This is a genomic window from Halorubrum tropicale (genome assembly GCF_001280455.1).
Classification (GTDB): Archaea; Halobacteriota; Halobacteria; order Halobacteriales; family Haloferacaceae; genus Halorubrum; species Halorubrum tropicale.
The window spans coordinates 98,216-111,914 of record NZ_LIST01000005.1; the positions used below are offsets into that span (position 1 = coordinate 98,216).

Below are 13,699 nucleotides of genomic sequence, written 5' to 3' on the forward strand. Positions count from 1 at the left end.
GCTTCGACCGCGCGGTAATAAGGCTGCGGGCGGGTCTGCGACCCTTCCGGCGTTGCGACGGCCGCGGGCGGGTCGCCGGTCCGCGCGCTACAGGAACGGCCGCCAGTAGAACGGGCTGACGAACCCCTCGATGACGGCGGCGACGCCGAACAGGATTCCGAGCCCGACCGTCACCCAGAACGCGGTCTCTAAGGCGTCCGCGAACCGCTCGCGGCTCGCGCGGCCGCGGAACGCCCGCCACGACACGGCGCCGAGGCGGATCCCGAGCGCCCCCGAGGCGATGAGCGCGGGGATCTCGAAGATCCCGTGGGGGACCACGAACGCGACGAGCGCCGGGAGGTTCTCCTCTAGGGCGGCGGTGGCGCCGAGCGCGAGGCCGTTGAACGCGAGCGACGAGAGCGCGGGGAGGACGAACCCCGCCCCGGAGAAGGCGGTCGCGATCGCGACGCCCCAGTTGTTCCCGAAGTACGTCAGCGTCGCCACGGGCGGGATCTGTCCGACCAGCCGCGACTCGATCGAGGTCGGGACCGTCTCGGCGAACGGCGCGGCGCCCAGCCAGCCGACCGCGCCGAAGCCGACGGCCACCGCGAGCGCGAGGGCGTGACTGCCGGGCGTCGACCGGACGAAGCTCCCGAGCGCCCGCCAGCCGCGGCGGGCCCCGCCGACGAACTGCGCCCTGACGCCGGCCTCGGGCGGCGAGACGGGGTCGACCGTGCCGCGGTAGTCGCCGTAGAGGACGGTCTTCAGCAGGTCGAGCGCGGGCGCGACGACGACCGCGCTGGCGAGCGCGACGACGGGGCCGCCGCCGAGGAACGCGAGCCCGGAGGCGACCGACGCGACGGCGACCAGCGAGCCGATCGCGACCACGAGGTAGGCGGCGGCGTCGACGGGGTTCGAGCGCACGAAGCCGCCCGCGCCCTCGACCGCGCCGACCACGCCGGCGTCGTCGACGACGACGGCGACCGGCGCGAACGCGAACAGGATCCGGACGAGCGCTAAGGCGACGAACCCGACGAGGAGGGCGGCGACCGCGACCGCGGCGCCGAGGAAGGGGTTCGCGAGGAACGCCGCGCCGACCGCGATCGACCCGAGCGCGAGGACGGCGATCCAGAGGAGGAGCTCGGCGACGTACACCCCGAGGAACGTGAGCCAGTGGGACCGCGCGCCGGCGATCCCGCCGACGAGCCCCCGCTCGTCCCGGAGGCTCGCGATGACCGCGGAGAGCTGCCCGGCCGAGACGACGGCGTACGCGACTATCGCGAGGACGACCGAGACGAGCACGCCGGCGACGAACAGGGCCCCGACCGTCGGCGTCAACAGGGGCTCGAACGCGGGCGTCAGGCCCTCGGCCCACGCCTGAAGCGCCTCCGGGTCCTGCGTCTCCGGCGGCGGCTCGACCCCGGCGAGGGCGTCGCCGACGGCCGCGAGCCGCCCGGAGAGTTCGAGGTGGAGGTAGATCCCCGCCAGCGCGGCGAACGTGCCGAGGCGGGCGATCACCGGGACCGCGGTGCCGAGGAGGTAGAAGGGGAGAAGCTGTGCGGGGCGGCGACGGAGGGTCGCTGTCGTTGCCGAGACGGCGGCGGAGAGGTCCATGCCCTCGCTTCGGCCGTGCCACACAAAAAAGAGCGTGTCCGCGAACTAATCCCAGAACGACTGCGTGCGCGCGTACTCCCGCTCTTGGCGGAGCACGTCGCGGTAGAACTCGTCTTCGTCCTCGCGGAGCTTGTTGATGATCCGCGCGGCGTTGTGGGGGCCGACGCCGCGGGCGGCGAGGGCGATCACCGCGCGCTTCCCGTGGGTCTGGACGAGGCTCGCGGCGCGGTGGGCCCGCTCGGTGCGGCGCTCCTGCTCGTCATCCTTCTCGGGCGCGCGCACCGCGGCGACCGTCTCGTCGTCCCACGGGTTCAGCGCCGCGATCCGCGTCGACCCGCACTCGGGGCACTCGGGCTGGTCGCGGACGCGTCGGACCTTCGTCGTCTGCTTCCAGTCCGTACAGTGGAGACAGAAGCAGATGACGCGGTCGTCTCGAATGCGCTCTTTGACCGTCTCGATCACGTCGGCGTCGGCGTTGTCGGGGACGAGGAACTCCGTGCCGGCGGACCGGCCTGCAGTGCCGAGCGGCGTCCGCTCGCGGGCGATCGTGAGGTCGAGCGAGCCGTCCTGAACCGCCGCGAGCAGGTCCGCGGTCTCCGGCACGGCGAGGTCGGCGTGGAACACCTCGCGGAGCGCCTCGTCGTAGACCGGCGTGTCCTCCAGGGCGGCGAGCAGGCGGTCGCCGCCGAACTTCCCTCGCCCCTCCTTGTACCGCTTGACGGCGCCGAACTTCGCGGCGACCTGCGCGAGCGTGAACTTCAGCGCGTCCGACTTCTTCACCGCGAGTTCGAGGTACGCCTCCAGCCGGTCGGGGTCGGTCGTCTCCAGCACCTCGCGGAACGTCCCGGGGCCGACGCCGCCGGGGACCTCGAACTCGATCCGGTACGGGTCGACGTCCATGCCGACCGACGAGCCGGCACGCTGGCCGACCAGCGCCGCGAGCAGGCGCGCGAGCGTCTCGTTGACCTCGTGGCCGAAGGCGGCGTTGACCGCGACGGTGCGCGCGCTCCCCTCGATCACGACCCGCTCGTCCGTGGGGACCGGGTGGCCGGCGTCGACGTGATCGACGACGGACTTCAGCGCGGCCGCGACCGTCTCCGCGTCGGTCGGGTAGCGCTCGGCGAGGTCGGCGGCGACGGCCTCGGGGGTCGAGCCGGCCTCCAGCGCGGCCGCGGCCTCGCCGCGAATTCGACCCACCTCCTCGGCGACGGGCTTCGGGACGGGGATCTCCTGGCCCACCCACGAGGGGACCTCGCCGGTCGGGTCGGGGATCGGCGTCACGTTCACGCGCTCCTCATCCTCGTCGATCTCCGTGATCTTCCACATCTCGCCGCGCTGGACGAACGTCTCGCCCGGCCCGGCGAAGTTGACGACGAACTGCTCGTCGAGGGTCCCGATGCCGCGTCTGGAGGACATGTCGTACACCTCGTAGGTGGCCTCGTCGGGGATCATCGAGAGGTTCGCGTAGAAGTACTGCCAGGTGCCGCCCGACTTCTCCAAGGTGTCCGTCTCCTCGTCGAGCCACAGCAGCCGGTTCCCGTCGAGCTCGCGGACGACCTCCTGGAACCGCGGCTCGGAGAGGTCCCTGAACGGGTAGGCGTCCGTGATCGTCCGGTACGCCTCGCGGGCGTGGAGCTCCCCCTCGTCCATCACGAGGCCGACGACCTGGTTCGCGACCGTGTCGAGGCTGCCGTGGTGGATGTTCGCGGGCTCGACGAGCTCCTCGCCCGCCCGCCGCGCGATGGCCATCGCTTCGAGGGTGTCGTCGCCCCCCTGCGCGACGACGGTCCCCTCGGAGACGAGGTCGCGGCGGTGGCCCGCGCGCCCGACGCGCTGGAGCAGCCGGGCGACCTCGCGCGGGCTCCCGTACTGGACCACGTGGTCGACGCGCCCCACGTCGATCCCGAGCTCCATCGAGGAGGTACAGACGAGCCCGTCGAGGTCGCCCGACTTGAAGCGGTCCTCAACGTCGATCCGGACCTCCTTCGAGAGCGACCCGTGGTGGAGCTCGATCTCGGTGGGGGCGTCGACTCCGCGCTCCCGCTCCTTCTCCGCGAGCGTCTTGAACCGCGATCCGAGCGCCTCCGCGGTCTGTCGCGTGTTGACGAAGATCAGCGTCGACTCGTTGTCCGCGACGATCTCGCGGATCGTCCGCACGTGGCTCGCGGTCGTCTCGTCGACCGCGAGCTCGCCCGCGAGCGTCGTGTCGCGGTCCGTAATCTCGGGGTCCAGCACGCGCACGTCGGTCCGCGTCCCGGCCGCGACCTCGACCGTCTCGAAGTCGCGGTCCCCTTCGCGGTCCGGGTCGCGGGTCCCCGTCCCGACGAGGAACCGGCCGACCTCCTCCGGATCGCCCACCGTCGCGGAGAGCCCGATCCGCTGGAACGGCCCCGCCACGCGGCGGAGCCGCTCCATGCCGACCGTGAGCTGCGCGCCCCGCTTCGCCGAGGCCAGCTCGTGGACCTCGTCGACCACGACGTGCGCCACGTCTTCGAGCGCGGCCCGCATCTTCGAGCCCGTCAAGATCGCTTGGAGGCTCTCCGGCGTCGTGATGAGCACGTCCGGCGGGTCGTCGGCCTGCTTGGACCGCTCGTACTGCGTGGTGTCGCCGTGGCGCACCGCGACCTCGACGCCGAGGGTCTCGCCCCACCACTCCAGCCGGTCCATCATGTCGCGGTTGAGCGCGCGGAGGGGGGTGATGTAGAGGGCGGAGATCCCCTCGCGGGGCGGGTCGCCGGGAGAGCTTCGGGCCTCGGCGAGCGCGTCGAAGACGGGGAGCATCGCGGTCTCCGTCTTCCCGGTGCCGGTGGGGGCTAAGACGAGCGCGTTCCGCCCGGCCGCGAGCGGCGGGATCGCCTCGCGCTGGGGCTCCGTGGGCGTTGAAAACCCCCGGTCCGAGAGCGCCTCGCGGACCTCGCTCCCGAGGTGCGCGAACGCGTCCATCCCCGACGGCTCCGACATGCTCTGATCGTGTTCGATTGGGCGCTCGGGCGATTAAGCCCGTCGCCGTGCGCGATCGATCCGCTTCCCCCGTCCGGGCCGTCGCCCCGCCCCGACGCGCTCAGTCGGCGCGGCGGAGCTCGACGGTGAACACGCTCCCGGTCGGCTCGTTGTCCTCGACCCACACGTCGCCGCCGTACCTGTCGACGAGCGTCTTGACGAGGTACAGCCCGATCCCCGTTCCACCGCTTTCGAGTCCCTTCTCGCCCTCTTGGAAGATCTGCGCCTTGTGGTCGTCCGCGATCCCGGGACCGTTGTCCGCGATCGACACGCGCACCGTCTCGTCCGACACGCTGGTCGACACCGTGATCTCCGCCACGTCCTTGTCGTTGTGGACGACGGCGTTCGTCAGCAGGTTTCGGAACACCGCCTCCAGCAGGCCGTCGGCGAACACCGTCACGTCCGGGATCGTCTCGTCCACGGTGACCGTCGCGCGGTCTTTGTCCGACCGGATCTGTTCGATCTGCTCGGTGAGTTCGGTGCGGAGGTCGACCGGCTCTTGATCGGCACCGACCTGTAGCAGTACGTCGGTGACGTCTCTGGCCGTCTCCGTGATGTCTGCGGCCTGCCGCGCCGCGCCGATGACCGTCCGCGCGTACGTCCGACTCTGCTCGTCCGGCAGCGACTCCTCGAGGAACTCGGTGTACGACTCGACGACCATCAGCTGGTTCCGGATGTCGTGGCGGACGACCTGGTTCAGGAGCTTGAGGTTGTCCCGCTGTTCCTCCAGCGTCCGCTCGTACTCCTTGAGTTCCGTCACGTCGCGGGCGTACCCCAACACCGCGTCCTCGCCGGTGTCCGGGGCCTCGTACGGTATCTTCGTCGTCTGGAAGATGCGCGTCTCCCCGTCAGCCGTGGTCAGCGTCTCCTCGCCGACCGCCTTCGGCTCGCCCGACTCGATCACCTCCAAGTCGTCCTGTCGGAACGCCTCCGAGTCTTCGACGTCCGGAATGATCTCCGCCTCGGTCTTCCCCTCGACCTCCTCGGGCGTCTTTCCGTACGCCGCCGCGGTCGCCTCGTTCGCCAGGAGGTACTCGCCCTCGCGGTTCTTCACGAACACGAGGTCCGGCACCAGGTCGATGATCTGCCGGAGCTCCTCGCGCGTCGATTCGAGGGCGGCCTCGTACTCTCTCCGCTCCGTGATGTCTTGGAACAGTCCGAGCGCTCCGGTGACCGCTCCGTCCTCGCCGAACCGAGGGTCGCCGATGGCCCTGACCCACCGGGTCTCACCGGTCGTCGTGACGATCCGCAGCTCGAGGTCGTACGACTCGCCCTCCGTTCGTAGCCGCTCGAAGGCGCTCTCGATGGCGTCGCGGTTGTCCGGATGATAGAACTGTATTCCGTCCTCCAGCTCGACCGACTCCGTCGTCGGTAGCTCGTGGATGCGGTACACCTCGTCGCTCCACGTCAGCGACTCGTCGACCAGGTCGACCTCCCACCACCCGATCGACGCGCTCTCCTGCGTTCGCTCGATCAGTCGCCGGGTCCGTCGCAGCTCCTCCTCCCGTCGCTTCTGCTCGTCGACGTCGAGGTGGATCCCCACCGCGCGCACCGGTCCGCCGTCCTCGTCGCGCTCCACCACCTTCCCGATGTCACGGATCCACTTCCACTCGCCCGACGCGGTCCGCATCCGGTGTTCCGCGTCGTAGTACTCGGTCTCGCCGTCGACGTGGGCCGACAGGGCGTCCTCGACCGCCGGGAGGTCGTCGGGATGGACGCGGCGCTCCCACGCGTCGAGGTGCGGCTCGATCTCGTCGAGCGAGTGGCCCAGCATCTCCGCCCACTGGTCGTTGAACTCGACCTCGTCAGTGGTCACGTCCCAGTCCCAGACGCCGAGGTTCGCGCCTTCGACCGCGAGTTCGAGTCGGTCTTTGATCCGTTGGACCGTCCGCTCCCGCTCTCGCTGCTCCGTGACGTCGCGAGCGACGCCGACGATCCGCGTCACCGACCCCTCGTCGACGACCGGGCTCAGCCGCGTCTGCCACTCTCTCCGCCCCTCCGGCAGCGCGAGCGCCTCCTCGTACTCGATCGTCTCGCGGGCCTCGACGCAGCGGCGGTAGTTCTCCGCGACCGCCGCGCCCTGCTCCTCACCCAGCAGCTCCCGCGGCGTCTTGCCGCGGATCTCTTCGAGGGAGATCCCGGTGAGCCGTTGGTGAGACGCGTTGGTCCGTCGGAACCGGAAGTCGTACCCCGCGTCTCCGGCCTCGACGTCGATCAGGAAGACCGCGTCCTCCATCTCGCAGAAGATCGTCTCGTAGACGCCCCGCTCCTCGTCCCCGACCGCGAGATCGGACTCCGACTCGGGGGCCGGTCGCTGCCGATCCGTCATACGTCGGCGTTGGCCGGCCGCAATATAAGTTATTCCGACCTGGAGGGTCCCGCGCCCGCTATGTCACGCCGCCCTGGCTCGTCGCGTACCTCTCGTGTGCGCCGGCGTCGAGGATCGCCTCGACCTCGTCGACCACTTCGAGTACGTCGGCGAAGGACGTGTACGGGGCCGCGGGACAGACCCGCACCACGTTCGGCGGCCGGAAGTCGACGACGACGCCGCGGTCCTTGAGCGCCGCGCTCAGCCGCTCCGCCTCGGGGTGTTCGAGGGCGACGTGCCCGCCGCGGGCGTCGCGCTCGCGCGGCGTCCCGACCGAGACCGCGGGGAGCCGGTCGTCGACCAGGGCGATCAGGAAGTCGGTCAGGGCGAGCGACTTCTCGCGGAGGCGCTCGATCCCGGCCTCCCGCAGGAGCTCCACGGAGCCCTCCAGCGGCGCGGCCGCGAGCAGCGGCGGGGTACCGATCTGCCACGCGCCCGCGGAGTCGGCCGGCGTGTAGGTCATGTTCATCTCGAACTGCGTCGCCTTCTCGTGGCCCCACCAGCCCGCCAAGGCGGGCGTGAGCCCGTGGTGCCGCTCCGCGACGAACAGCGCGCCGATCGAGCCGGGGCCGGCGTTGAGGTACTTGTACGTGCACCAGACCGCGAAGTCGACGCCCGCCGCGCCGAACTCGTGCGGGACGGCGCCCGCGGAGTGGGCCGCGTCGAAGCCGGCGTACGCGCCCGCCTCGTGGGCCGCCTCGGCGATCCGCTCCACGTCGAACAGCTGGCCCGACCGGTACAGCGCGGTCGGCATGAAGACGATCCCCACGTCGTCGTGCGCGTCCAGCGCGGCCTCGACGTCTCCGGGGTCGATCGTCCGCCCGTCGCGGCTCGGCACGACCCGGAGCTTCTCGTCGGGGTCGATCCCCCGCTGCCGGAGCTGGGCGCGGATCGCGTAGTGGTCGGACGGGAAGTCGAGCTCGTTGACGAGGACCGCCGGGTCGTCCTCGGGGTCGCCCTCCGGCGCCCACTCCCCGTCCGCGCGCTCTAACTCCTCGCGGTCCGGGCCGTTCCCGGCCAGCAGCTCGTCGAGGAAGGTGCCGACGAGCGTGTGGATGTTCACCGTGATCGAGTTGCCGACGACCACCTCTTCGGGGTCGGCGCCCACCAGCGGCGCGAGCGCGCCGCCCAGCCGCTCGCCAACCTCGAACCACGGCGGGTCGGCGTCGGTCCACCCCGCGATGAGCCGGTCGCGCCACTCGTCGACGACGCGGTCGAGGCTCGCGAGGGCGGCGTCGCTCGCGGGGCCGAGCGAGTTGCCGTCCATGTAGAGCAGGTCGTCCGGGATCCGGTACCGGTCCGCGAACCCGGCGAGCGGGTCCGCGTCGTCGAGCCGGGCGGCGAGGACGGCGGGGTCGGCGCCGCCCGCGTCGCCGCCGGTGCCGTCATCGCCGCCGCTACCGAGCCCCTCGCCCGCGAGCGCCGCGCGCGCGGGAGCGTACGGGTCGTCCATACGGGAAGGGACCGCGCCGGCGACTAAGCGTTTCCGGGGGCGGCCGCGCCCGCCGGATCCCTCGCCGGGCGTCGGCCGCTACTCGACGATGTCGATGGCGGGGCGGCCGGGCTCCGCCTTGCTGACCACGCCCTCGTCGGCGTCGGCGGCGCGCTCGACGCGCACCGGCGCGTCGAACTCGCGCTCGATCAGCCACGCGGCGGCGCGCAGGGCGTCGTACTCGGCGTCGCCGTCGAGGGTCTCCCGCAGCGCCTCGCGGTTCGCCTGGAGGTCCTGGCCGTACGAGGCGGCGTCGTCGCCCCGCTCGCGGATGTGACTCTCGGCCATCAACTCCGAGATCAGGTTGTCGGCGTCGCTGTCGATCGCGATCGACAGGGCGTCGTACTTCCAGTCGGGGGCGACGACCACATCGATCCGCTCGGGGTCCTCGATCCCCGCGACCTCGACGATGTCGCGCACGTCCTCGCGGGTGTTCGCCACCAGCCGGCGGCGCTTCTCGACGGTGTCGCGGTCGACGCTCGCGGTCGGCCACTCCGCCTCGGCGACGAACCCGTCGCGACCGAGCGTCTCCCACAGCTCCTCGGCCAGGTGCGGCGCGACCGGCGCCAGCAGGCGCACGGCCACGTCCAGCCCGCGCTCGAAGACGGCCGGGTGCGGGTCGGCGCCCTCGCGGTAGCTCCGGAGGGTGCGGACCAGTTCCTGGGCCTCCCGCAGCGCGACGTTGAACGTCAGGTCGTCGTACTCCGCGCCCGCGATGGCGACCGCGGCGTCAGTCTCGTCGGCGACGTAGTCGTCGATCTCGTCGCGGTCGGCGTCGTCGCCGGCGAGCGCCACGTCGCCCGCGGCGTACTCGGCGACGAGGTCGTTGAGACGGGTCAGGAAGCGGTGGGTGGAGCGGACGCCCTCCTCGGACCAGTCGAAGTCGCGCTCGGGCTGGGCGGCCTCCATCATGAACAGCCGTGCGGTGTCGGCGCCGTACTCGTCGACGATCCGCTGGGGCGAGACGACGTTCCCCTTCGACTTGGACATCTTCTCGCCCTCCAGCTGGACCATCCCCTGCGCCAGCAGGTTCGTGAACGGCTCGCGGTGGTCGAGGCCCTCCTCGTCGGCCAGCACCTTCGTGAAGAACCGCGAGTACAGCAGGTGCATCACGGCGTGCTCGATGCCGCCGACGTACTGGTCGACCGGCATCCAGTCGTTCGCGCGGTCGAGGTCGAACGGGGCGTCCGTCAGGTCCGGCGAGACGTACCGCAGGAAGTACCACGAGGAGTCGACGAACGTGTCCATCGTGTCCGTCTCGCGGGTCGCGGGCCCGCCGCACTCGGGACAGGTCGTCGCCTGCCACTCGTCGGCGGCGTCCAGCGGGTTGCCCGTCGTGTTGATGAACTCCGGCAGCTCGACGGGCAGGTCCTCGTCGGGCACCGGGACCGCCCCGCAGTCGTCGCAGTCGACCATCGGGATCGGCGTCCCCCAGTAGCGCTGCCGGGAGATGCCCCAGTCGCGCAGGCGGTACTGGGTCGCCTCGCTCGCGCCCTCGGTGTCTTCCGTGATCCGCTCCCGCGCGGTCTCGCTGTCGAGGCCGGTGTACTCGCCCGAGTCGATCACCACGCCGTCCTCCGTGAACGCTTCCTCCGTCACGTCGGGCGCGTCGGGGGCCGTCTCGCCGTCCCAGTCGTCCGGTTCCGGCGCGATCACGGGCCGGATCTCGACGCCCTTCTTCGTCGCGAACGCGTGGTCGCGCTCGTCGTGGCCGGGGACCGCCATCAGCGCGCCCGTCCCCACGTCCGAGAGGACGAAGTCGGCGACGAAGACGGGTATCTCCTCGGCCGTGACGGGGTTGGTGGCCGTGAGGCCGGTCTCGACGCCGTTCGGCTCGTCGCCGTCGGGGTCGGCCTCCTCCTCGATGAACCGCCGCACGTCGTCGTCCTCCGCGGCCAGCTCCTCGGCGATCGGGTGGTCGGGCGCGACGGCGAAGAACGTCGCGCCGTGGATCGTGTCGATCCGGGTCGTGAACGCGGTGACGGGCCCGTGGCCCTCGACCTCGAAGTCGACCTCGCTCCCGTACTGGCGCCCGATCCAGTTGCGCTGCATCTGCCGGACGGAGTCGGGCCACCCCTCCAGCTCGTCGATGGCCTCCAGCAGCTCGTCGGCGTACTCCGTTATCTTCAGGAACCACTGGTCGAGCTCGCGGGTCTCGACGGGGGTGTCACAGCGCCAGCACAGCTCCGCGTCGCCCTCGACCTGCTCGTCGGCGAGGACGGTCTCGCAGGAGGGACACCAGTTCACCTCGGCGTCGCGGCGCTCCACCAGGCCGGCCTCGTGGAAGCGGCGGAACAGCCACTGGTTCCACCGGTAGTACTCGGGGGTACAGGTGGTGACCTCGCGGTCCCAGTCGTAGCCGAACCCCATCGACTTCATCTGCCCGCGCATCGTGTCGATGCAGTCGAACGTCCAGTCGCGGGGGTTCGTGTCGCGCTCCTTGGCGGCGTTCTCGGCCGGCAGCCCGAACGCGTCCCACCCCATCGGGTGGAGCACGTCGTCGCCGCGCATCCGTCGGTAGCGGGCGTACGCGTCCGTGATGGTGTAGTTGCGGACGTGCCCCATGTGGAGCTTCCCGGACGGATACGGGTACATCCCGAGGACGTACGTCGGATCGTCGGCGTCGTCCGGGACGTGGTACACGTCTGCGTCCTCCCACGCCTCCTGCCAGCGTTCTTCGACCGTCGCGTGGTCGTATCCCTCCTGAGACATCTGCTTATATACTCGTGGTCGGTTCGGCGTCGTATAGCTTTCCATCCACTGGTGGCCCGTGACACACCGCCCCGCGGGCGGCGAGCGGCCGCCTCGACGACGCCGCCGGCTACAGCTTGTCGGCGTTCCGCGCCTGCTCGACCCGCTTCGCCGCCTGCTTGACGCGCTTCCCGGTGGCGTTCGCGAGCCCGGGCGGGAGCCCCTCGCGTGCGGCGGCGAGGCGCTCTTGGATCCGGGCGATCCGGTCGAGCACGTTCGCCAGCTGCCGCTCGGTGCCCGGGGCGTCGCCCTCGCGGGCGCGCTCCTCGGCCCGCTCGGCGGCGTCGACCGCGGCGGCCAGCGCCCGTTCGAGCCCGTTGACCGCGTTCGACGGGCCGCCGCCGGAGCCCCCGCCGCCGCCCGAGCCGTTCCCGCCGCCGGAGTCGTCGTCGCCGCCGTCCCCGCTCTCCGTAGCCGCGGCCGCGACCGCGGCGCGCGTCTCCTCGGCCACGTCGGCGACGTAGCCGGCGAGGGGGGCCGCGCCCGTCTCGGGACGCTCGATCCGGATCGGCTCGGGGCCGCCCTCCCCGCCGTCGCCGTCGCTCCCCGACGCCGACGGGTCCGGGTTGACCCGGTACGCGCCGACCTCGTCGTCGGCGTCGCGGACCTCGGTCGTGTAGGCGCCGCCGGCGTGGACGTAGGCCGCGTCGCTCCCGTCGATCGCGGAGTCGTAGATCCGCCCGGCGAAGTCGTCCTCGATCGCGGTCCGGGTCAGGTCGACGTCGCTGTCGGCGTCCGACAGCTCCACCTTCCGCGCGTCCTCGCGGGCGACGAGCGGGATCTCGCCGTCGACGCCCGCGGTCGTCACGGCCTCGTCCGGCGAGACGGTCAGCGTCTCGCTGTGCGGCGCGCGCCCGGCGCCGTTGACCGTGACGCGGTGGTCGCCCTCGGGGACGCCGTTCGCGACCGCGACGCCGCCGGCGAACGTCGGGACCGCCTCGGGGTCGCTCTCGATCAGGACGAACGACTCGACGCTCGACCCGGTCGTCGTCAGCCCCTCGCCGTCGGGCGCCTCGTCGCTCTCGGTCGCCCGCGTCACGCGGGCGACGACCGAGTCGAGGGCCTCTGCGGCGCCGGCGCCGAGCGACGGATCGTCGGCGATCGCGTCGTACCGGGCCGCCATCTCCGACCGGTGGTTGCCGGCCGTGATGTCGAGCGCGGGGTTCTCGTAGCGGGGCTGGTCCCACGGGACGCCGGTCGTCGTGATGTGGCTCGCGACGGCGTCCTCGACGGCCTGCGGGACCGCGAACTCGAAGCTGAGCTGCGGGCCGGTGAACGCCGAGATGTCCTCCAGCTCGGCGCTCTCGACGAGGTCGTACTCGACGACCGACTCGGCGGCCTCCTCGGCGAGCGCGGCGTCCTCGCCGTCGGCCGGGCGCCCGCCGTGGCGGAAGGCGATCCCCGTCTCGCGGAGCGGGAGGTCGGTCGGCGGCGACCGCAGCGCGTCGAGCGAGCGGACCGTCAGGGCGCCGTCGACGAGCGACCCCTCGCTGACGGCGGGGAGGTCGGGGTGGTCGTAGATCGGTTCGCCCTCGTACTCCGGGACGACGAAGGGGAGCCGCGCCCCCTCGTCCCGGGGGAGGCCGTACGCGATCGGGACCCCGAAGAGGTCCTCGACGGTGTCTATCGTCGTGTTCGTGATGTCCGCGAGGAGCCCCTCCTCGCCGACGCGGCGGAACCGGTCGGGGATCTCGTTGACGGAGAGCGTGCTGGAGTGCGAGCCGAGCTCGGGGAGGATCCGCGGGACCACGTTCGGGTCCGGGTCGAGGAACTCGTTGTTCGGGACGCTCCGGGAGTGCGAGCTGGCGACGTACAGCTGGGGGTCGCCCGTGTCGAGGTCGACGAACACGTGGAGCACCTCCCAGTCGTGCCAGTGGAAGTTCGCCGTGAACTGGTCGAACGCGGAGTAGAACCAGAACTGGACGACCGCGAGCGGGGAGTCCTCGTACCGCATCCCGTTGTAGAACACCGTGGGGGCCGGCGGCTCGCCCGCCTCGTCGTACCGCTCGTGGTAGCCGTTGAACGCCTCGAACCCGTCGACGACCGTCTCGCCGTCCTCCTCGACCGCGTACGGTCGCGGGTCGGTCGGGAACCACGGCTCCGCGGCGTCGAAGTACAGCGTCGGAGCGAACCGCACCGCGAGCTCGTCGAGCCGTTCGCGGTCGAGTCCGGCCGTCGACCGGTCGCCCGAGCCGCCGTCCTCCCCCGCTCCGCCGCCGCTCGGTTCGTCGCCGCCGTCGGCCTCGCCGCCGCCGTCGGCCTCGTCGCCGCCGCACCCGGCGAGCGCGACGCTCCCCGTGAGCGCGAGGCCGCCGAGTACCGTCCGGCGGTCGACGCGCGCCCCGTTCGCCTCCGCGACGCCACCGCCGGCCGTCCCGGACCCGTCCGAGCCGTCGCCGCCGACGGTCCCGTTCGGGTCCTCGTTCCCGTCGGACCCAGCCATTCGTCCGAACGATGTGACAGCGGGGAATAACCCTTCCGCTGCCCTGCCCGCC

Annotated in this window: 6 protein-coding genes; all 6 read right to left on the reverse strand. The window is 72.0% G+C overall.

The genetic code is table 11. The features are described from left to right. Positions 1–87: 87 nt before the first annotated feature. Positions 88–1,593 (reverse strand): stage II sporulation protein M, encoded by a 1,506-nt coding sequence (locus AMR74_RS12810; RefSeq protein WP_053772457.1) that lies wholly within the window; start codon positions 1,591–1,593, stop codon positions 88–90. Between the two features lie 45 nt (positions 1,594–1,638). Continuing rightward, a complete protein-coding gene (locus AMR74_RS12815; protein ID WP_205625957.1) occupies positions 1,639–4,554 on the reverse strand; it encodes a DEAD/DEAH box helicase in 2,916 nt (971 codons plus the stop codon). 100 nt (positions 4,555–4,654) lie between these two features. Continuing rightward, a complete protein-coding gene (locus AMR74_RS12820; RefSeq protein ID WP_053772458.1) occupies positions 4,655–6,922 on the reverse strand; it encodes a PAS domain-containing sensor histidine kinase in 2,268 nt (755 codons plus the stop codon). 58 nt (positions 6,923–6,980) lie between these two features. Continuing rightward, complete coding sequence (gene kynU, locus AMR74_RS12825; RefSeq protein WP_053772459.1) at positions 6,981–8,414, reverse strand: kynureninase; 1,434 nt, start codon at positions 8,412–8,414, stop codon at positions 6,981–6,983. 78 nt (positions 8,415–8,492) lie between these two features. Beyond that, on the reverse strand, positions 8,493–11,165 hold the full coding sequence (gene leuS, locus AMR74_RS12830; protein ID WP_053772460.1) for a leucine--tRNA ligase: 2,673 nt from the start codon (positions 11,163–11,165) through the stop codon (positions 8,493–8,495). Between the two features lie 109 nt (positions 11,166–11,274). After that, positions 11,275–13,647, reverse strand: coding sequence for a hypothetical protein (locus tag AMR74_RS12835; protein WP_053772461.1), 2,373 nt, complete (start codon positions 13,645–13,647; stop codon positions 11,275–11,277). Positions 13,648–13,699: the final 52 nt, after the last annotated feature.

What these genes read in the sequence shown, in the direction of transcription:
- AMR74_RS12815 (WP_205625957.1), bottom strand. Translation starts at nt 4,554, where the DNA reads ATGTCGGAGCCGTCGGGGATGGACGCGTTCGCGCACCTCGGGAGCGAG.
- kynU (WP_053772459.1), bottom strand. Translation starts at nt 8,414, where the DNA reads ATGGACGACCCGTACGCTCCCGCGCGCGCGGCGCTCGCGGGCGAGGGG.
- leuS (WP_053772460.1), bottom strand. Translation starts at nt 11,165, where the DNA reads ATGTCTCAGGAGGGATACGACCACGCGACGGTCGAAGAACGCTGGCAG.
- AMR74_RS12810 (WP_053772457.1), bottom strand. Translation starts at nt 1,593, where the DNA reads ATGGACCTCTCCGCCGCCGTCTCGGCAACGACAGCGACCCTCCGTCGC.
- AMR74_RS12820 (WP_053772458.1), bottom strand. Translation starts at nt 6,922, where the DNA reads ATGACGGATCGGCAGCGACCGGCCCCCGAGTCGGAGTCCGATCTCGCG.
- AMR74_RS12835 (WP_053772461.1), bottom strand. Translation starts at nt 13,647, where the DNA reads ATGGCTGGGTCCGACGGGAACGAGGACCCGAACGGGACCGTCGGCGGC.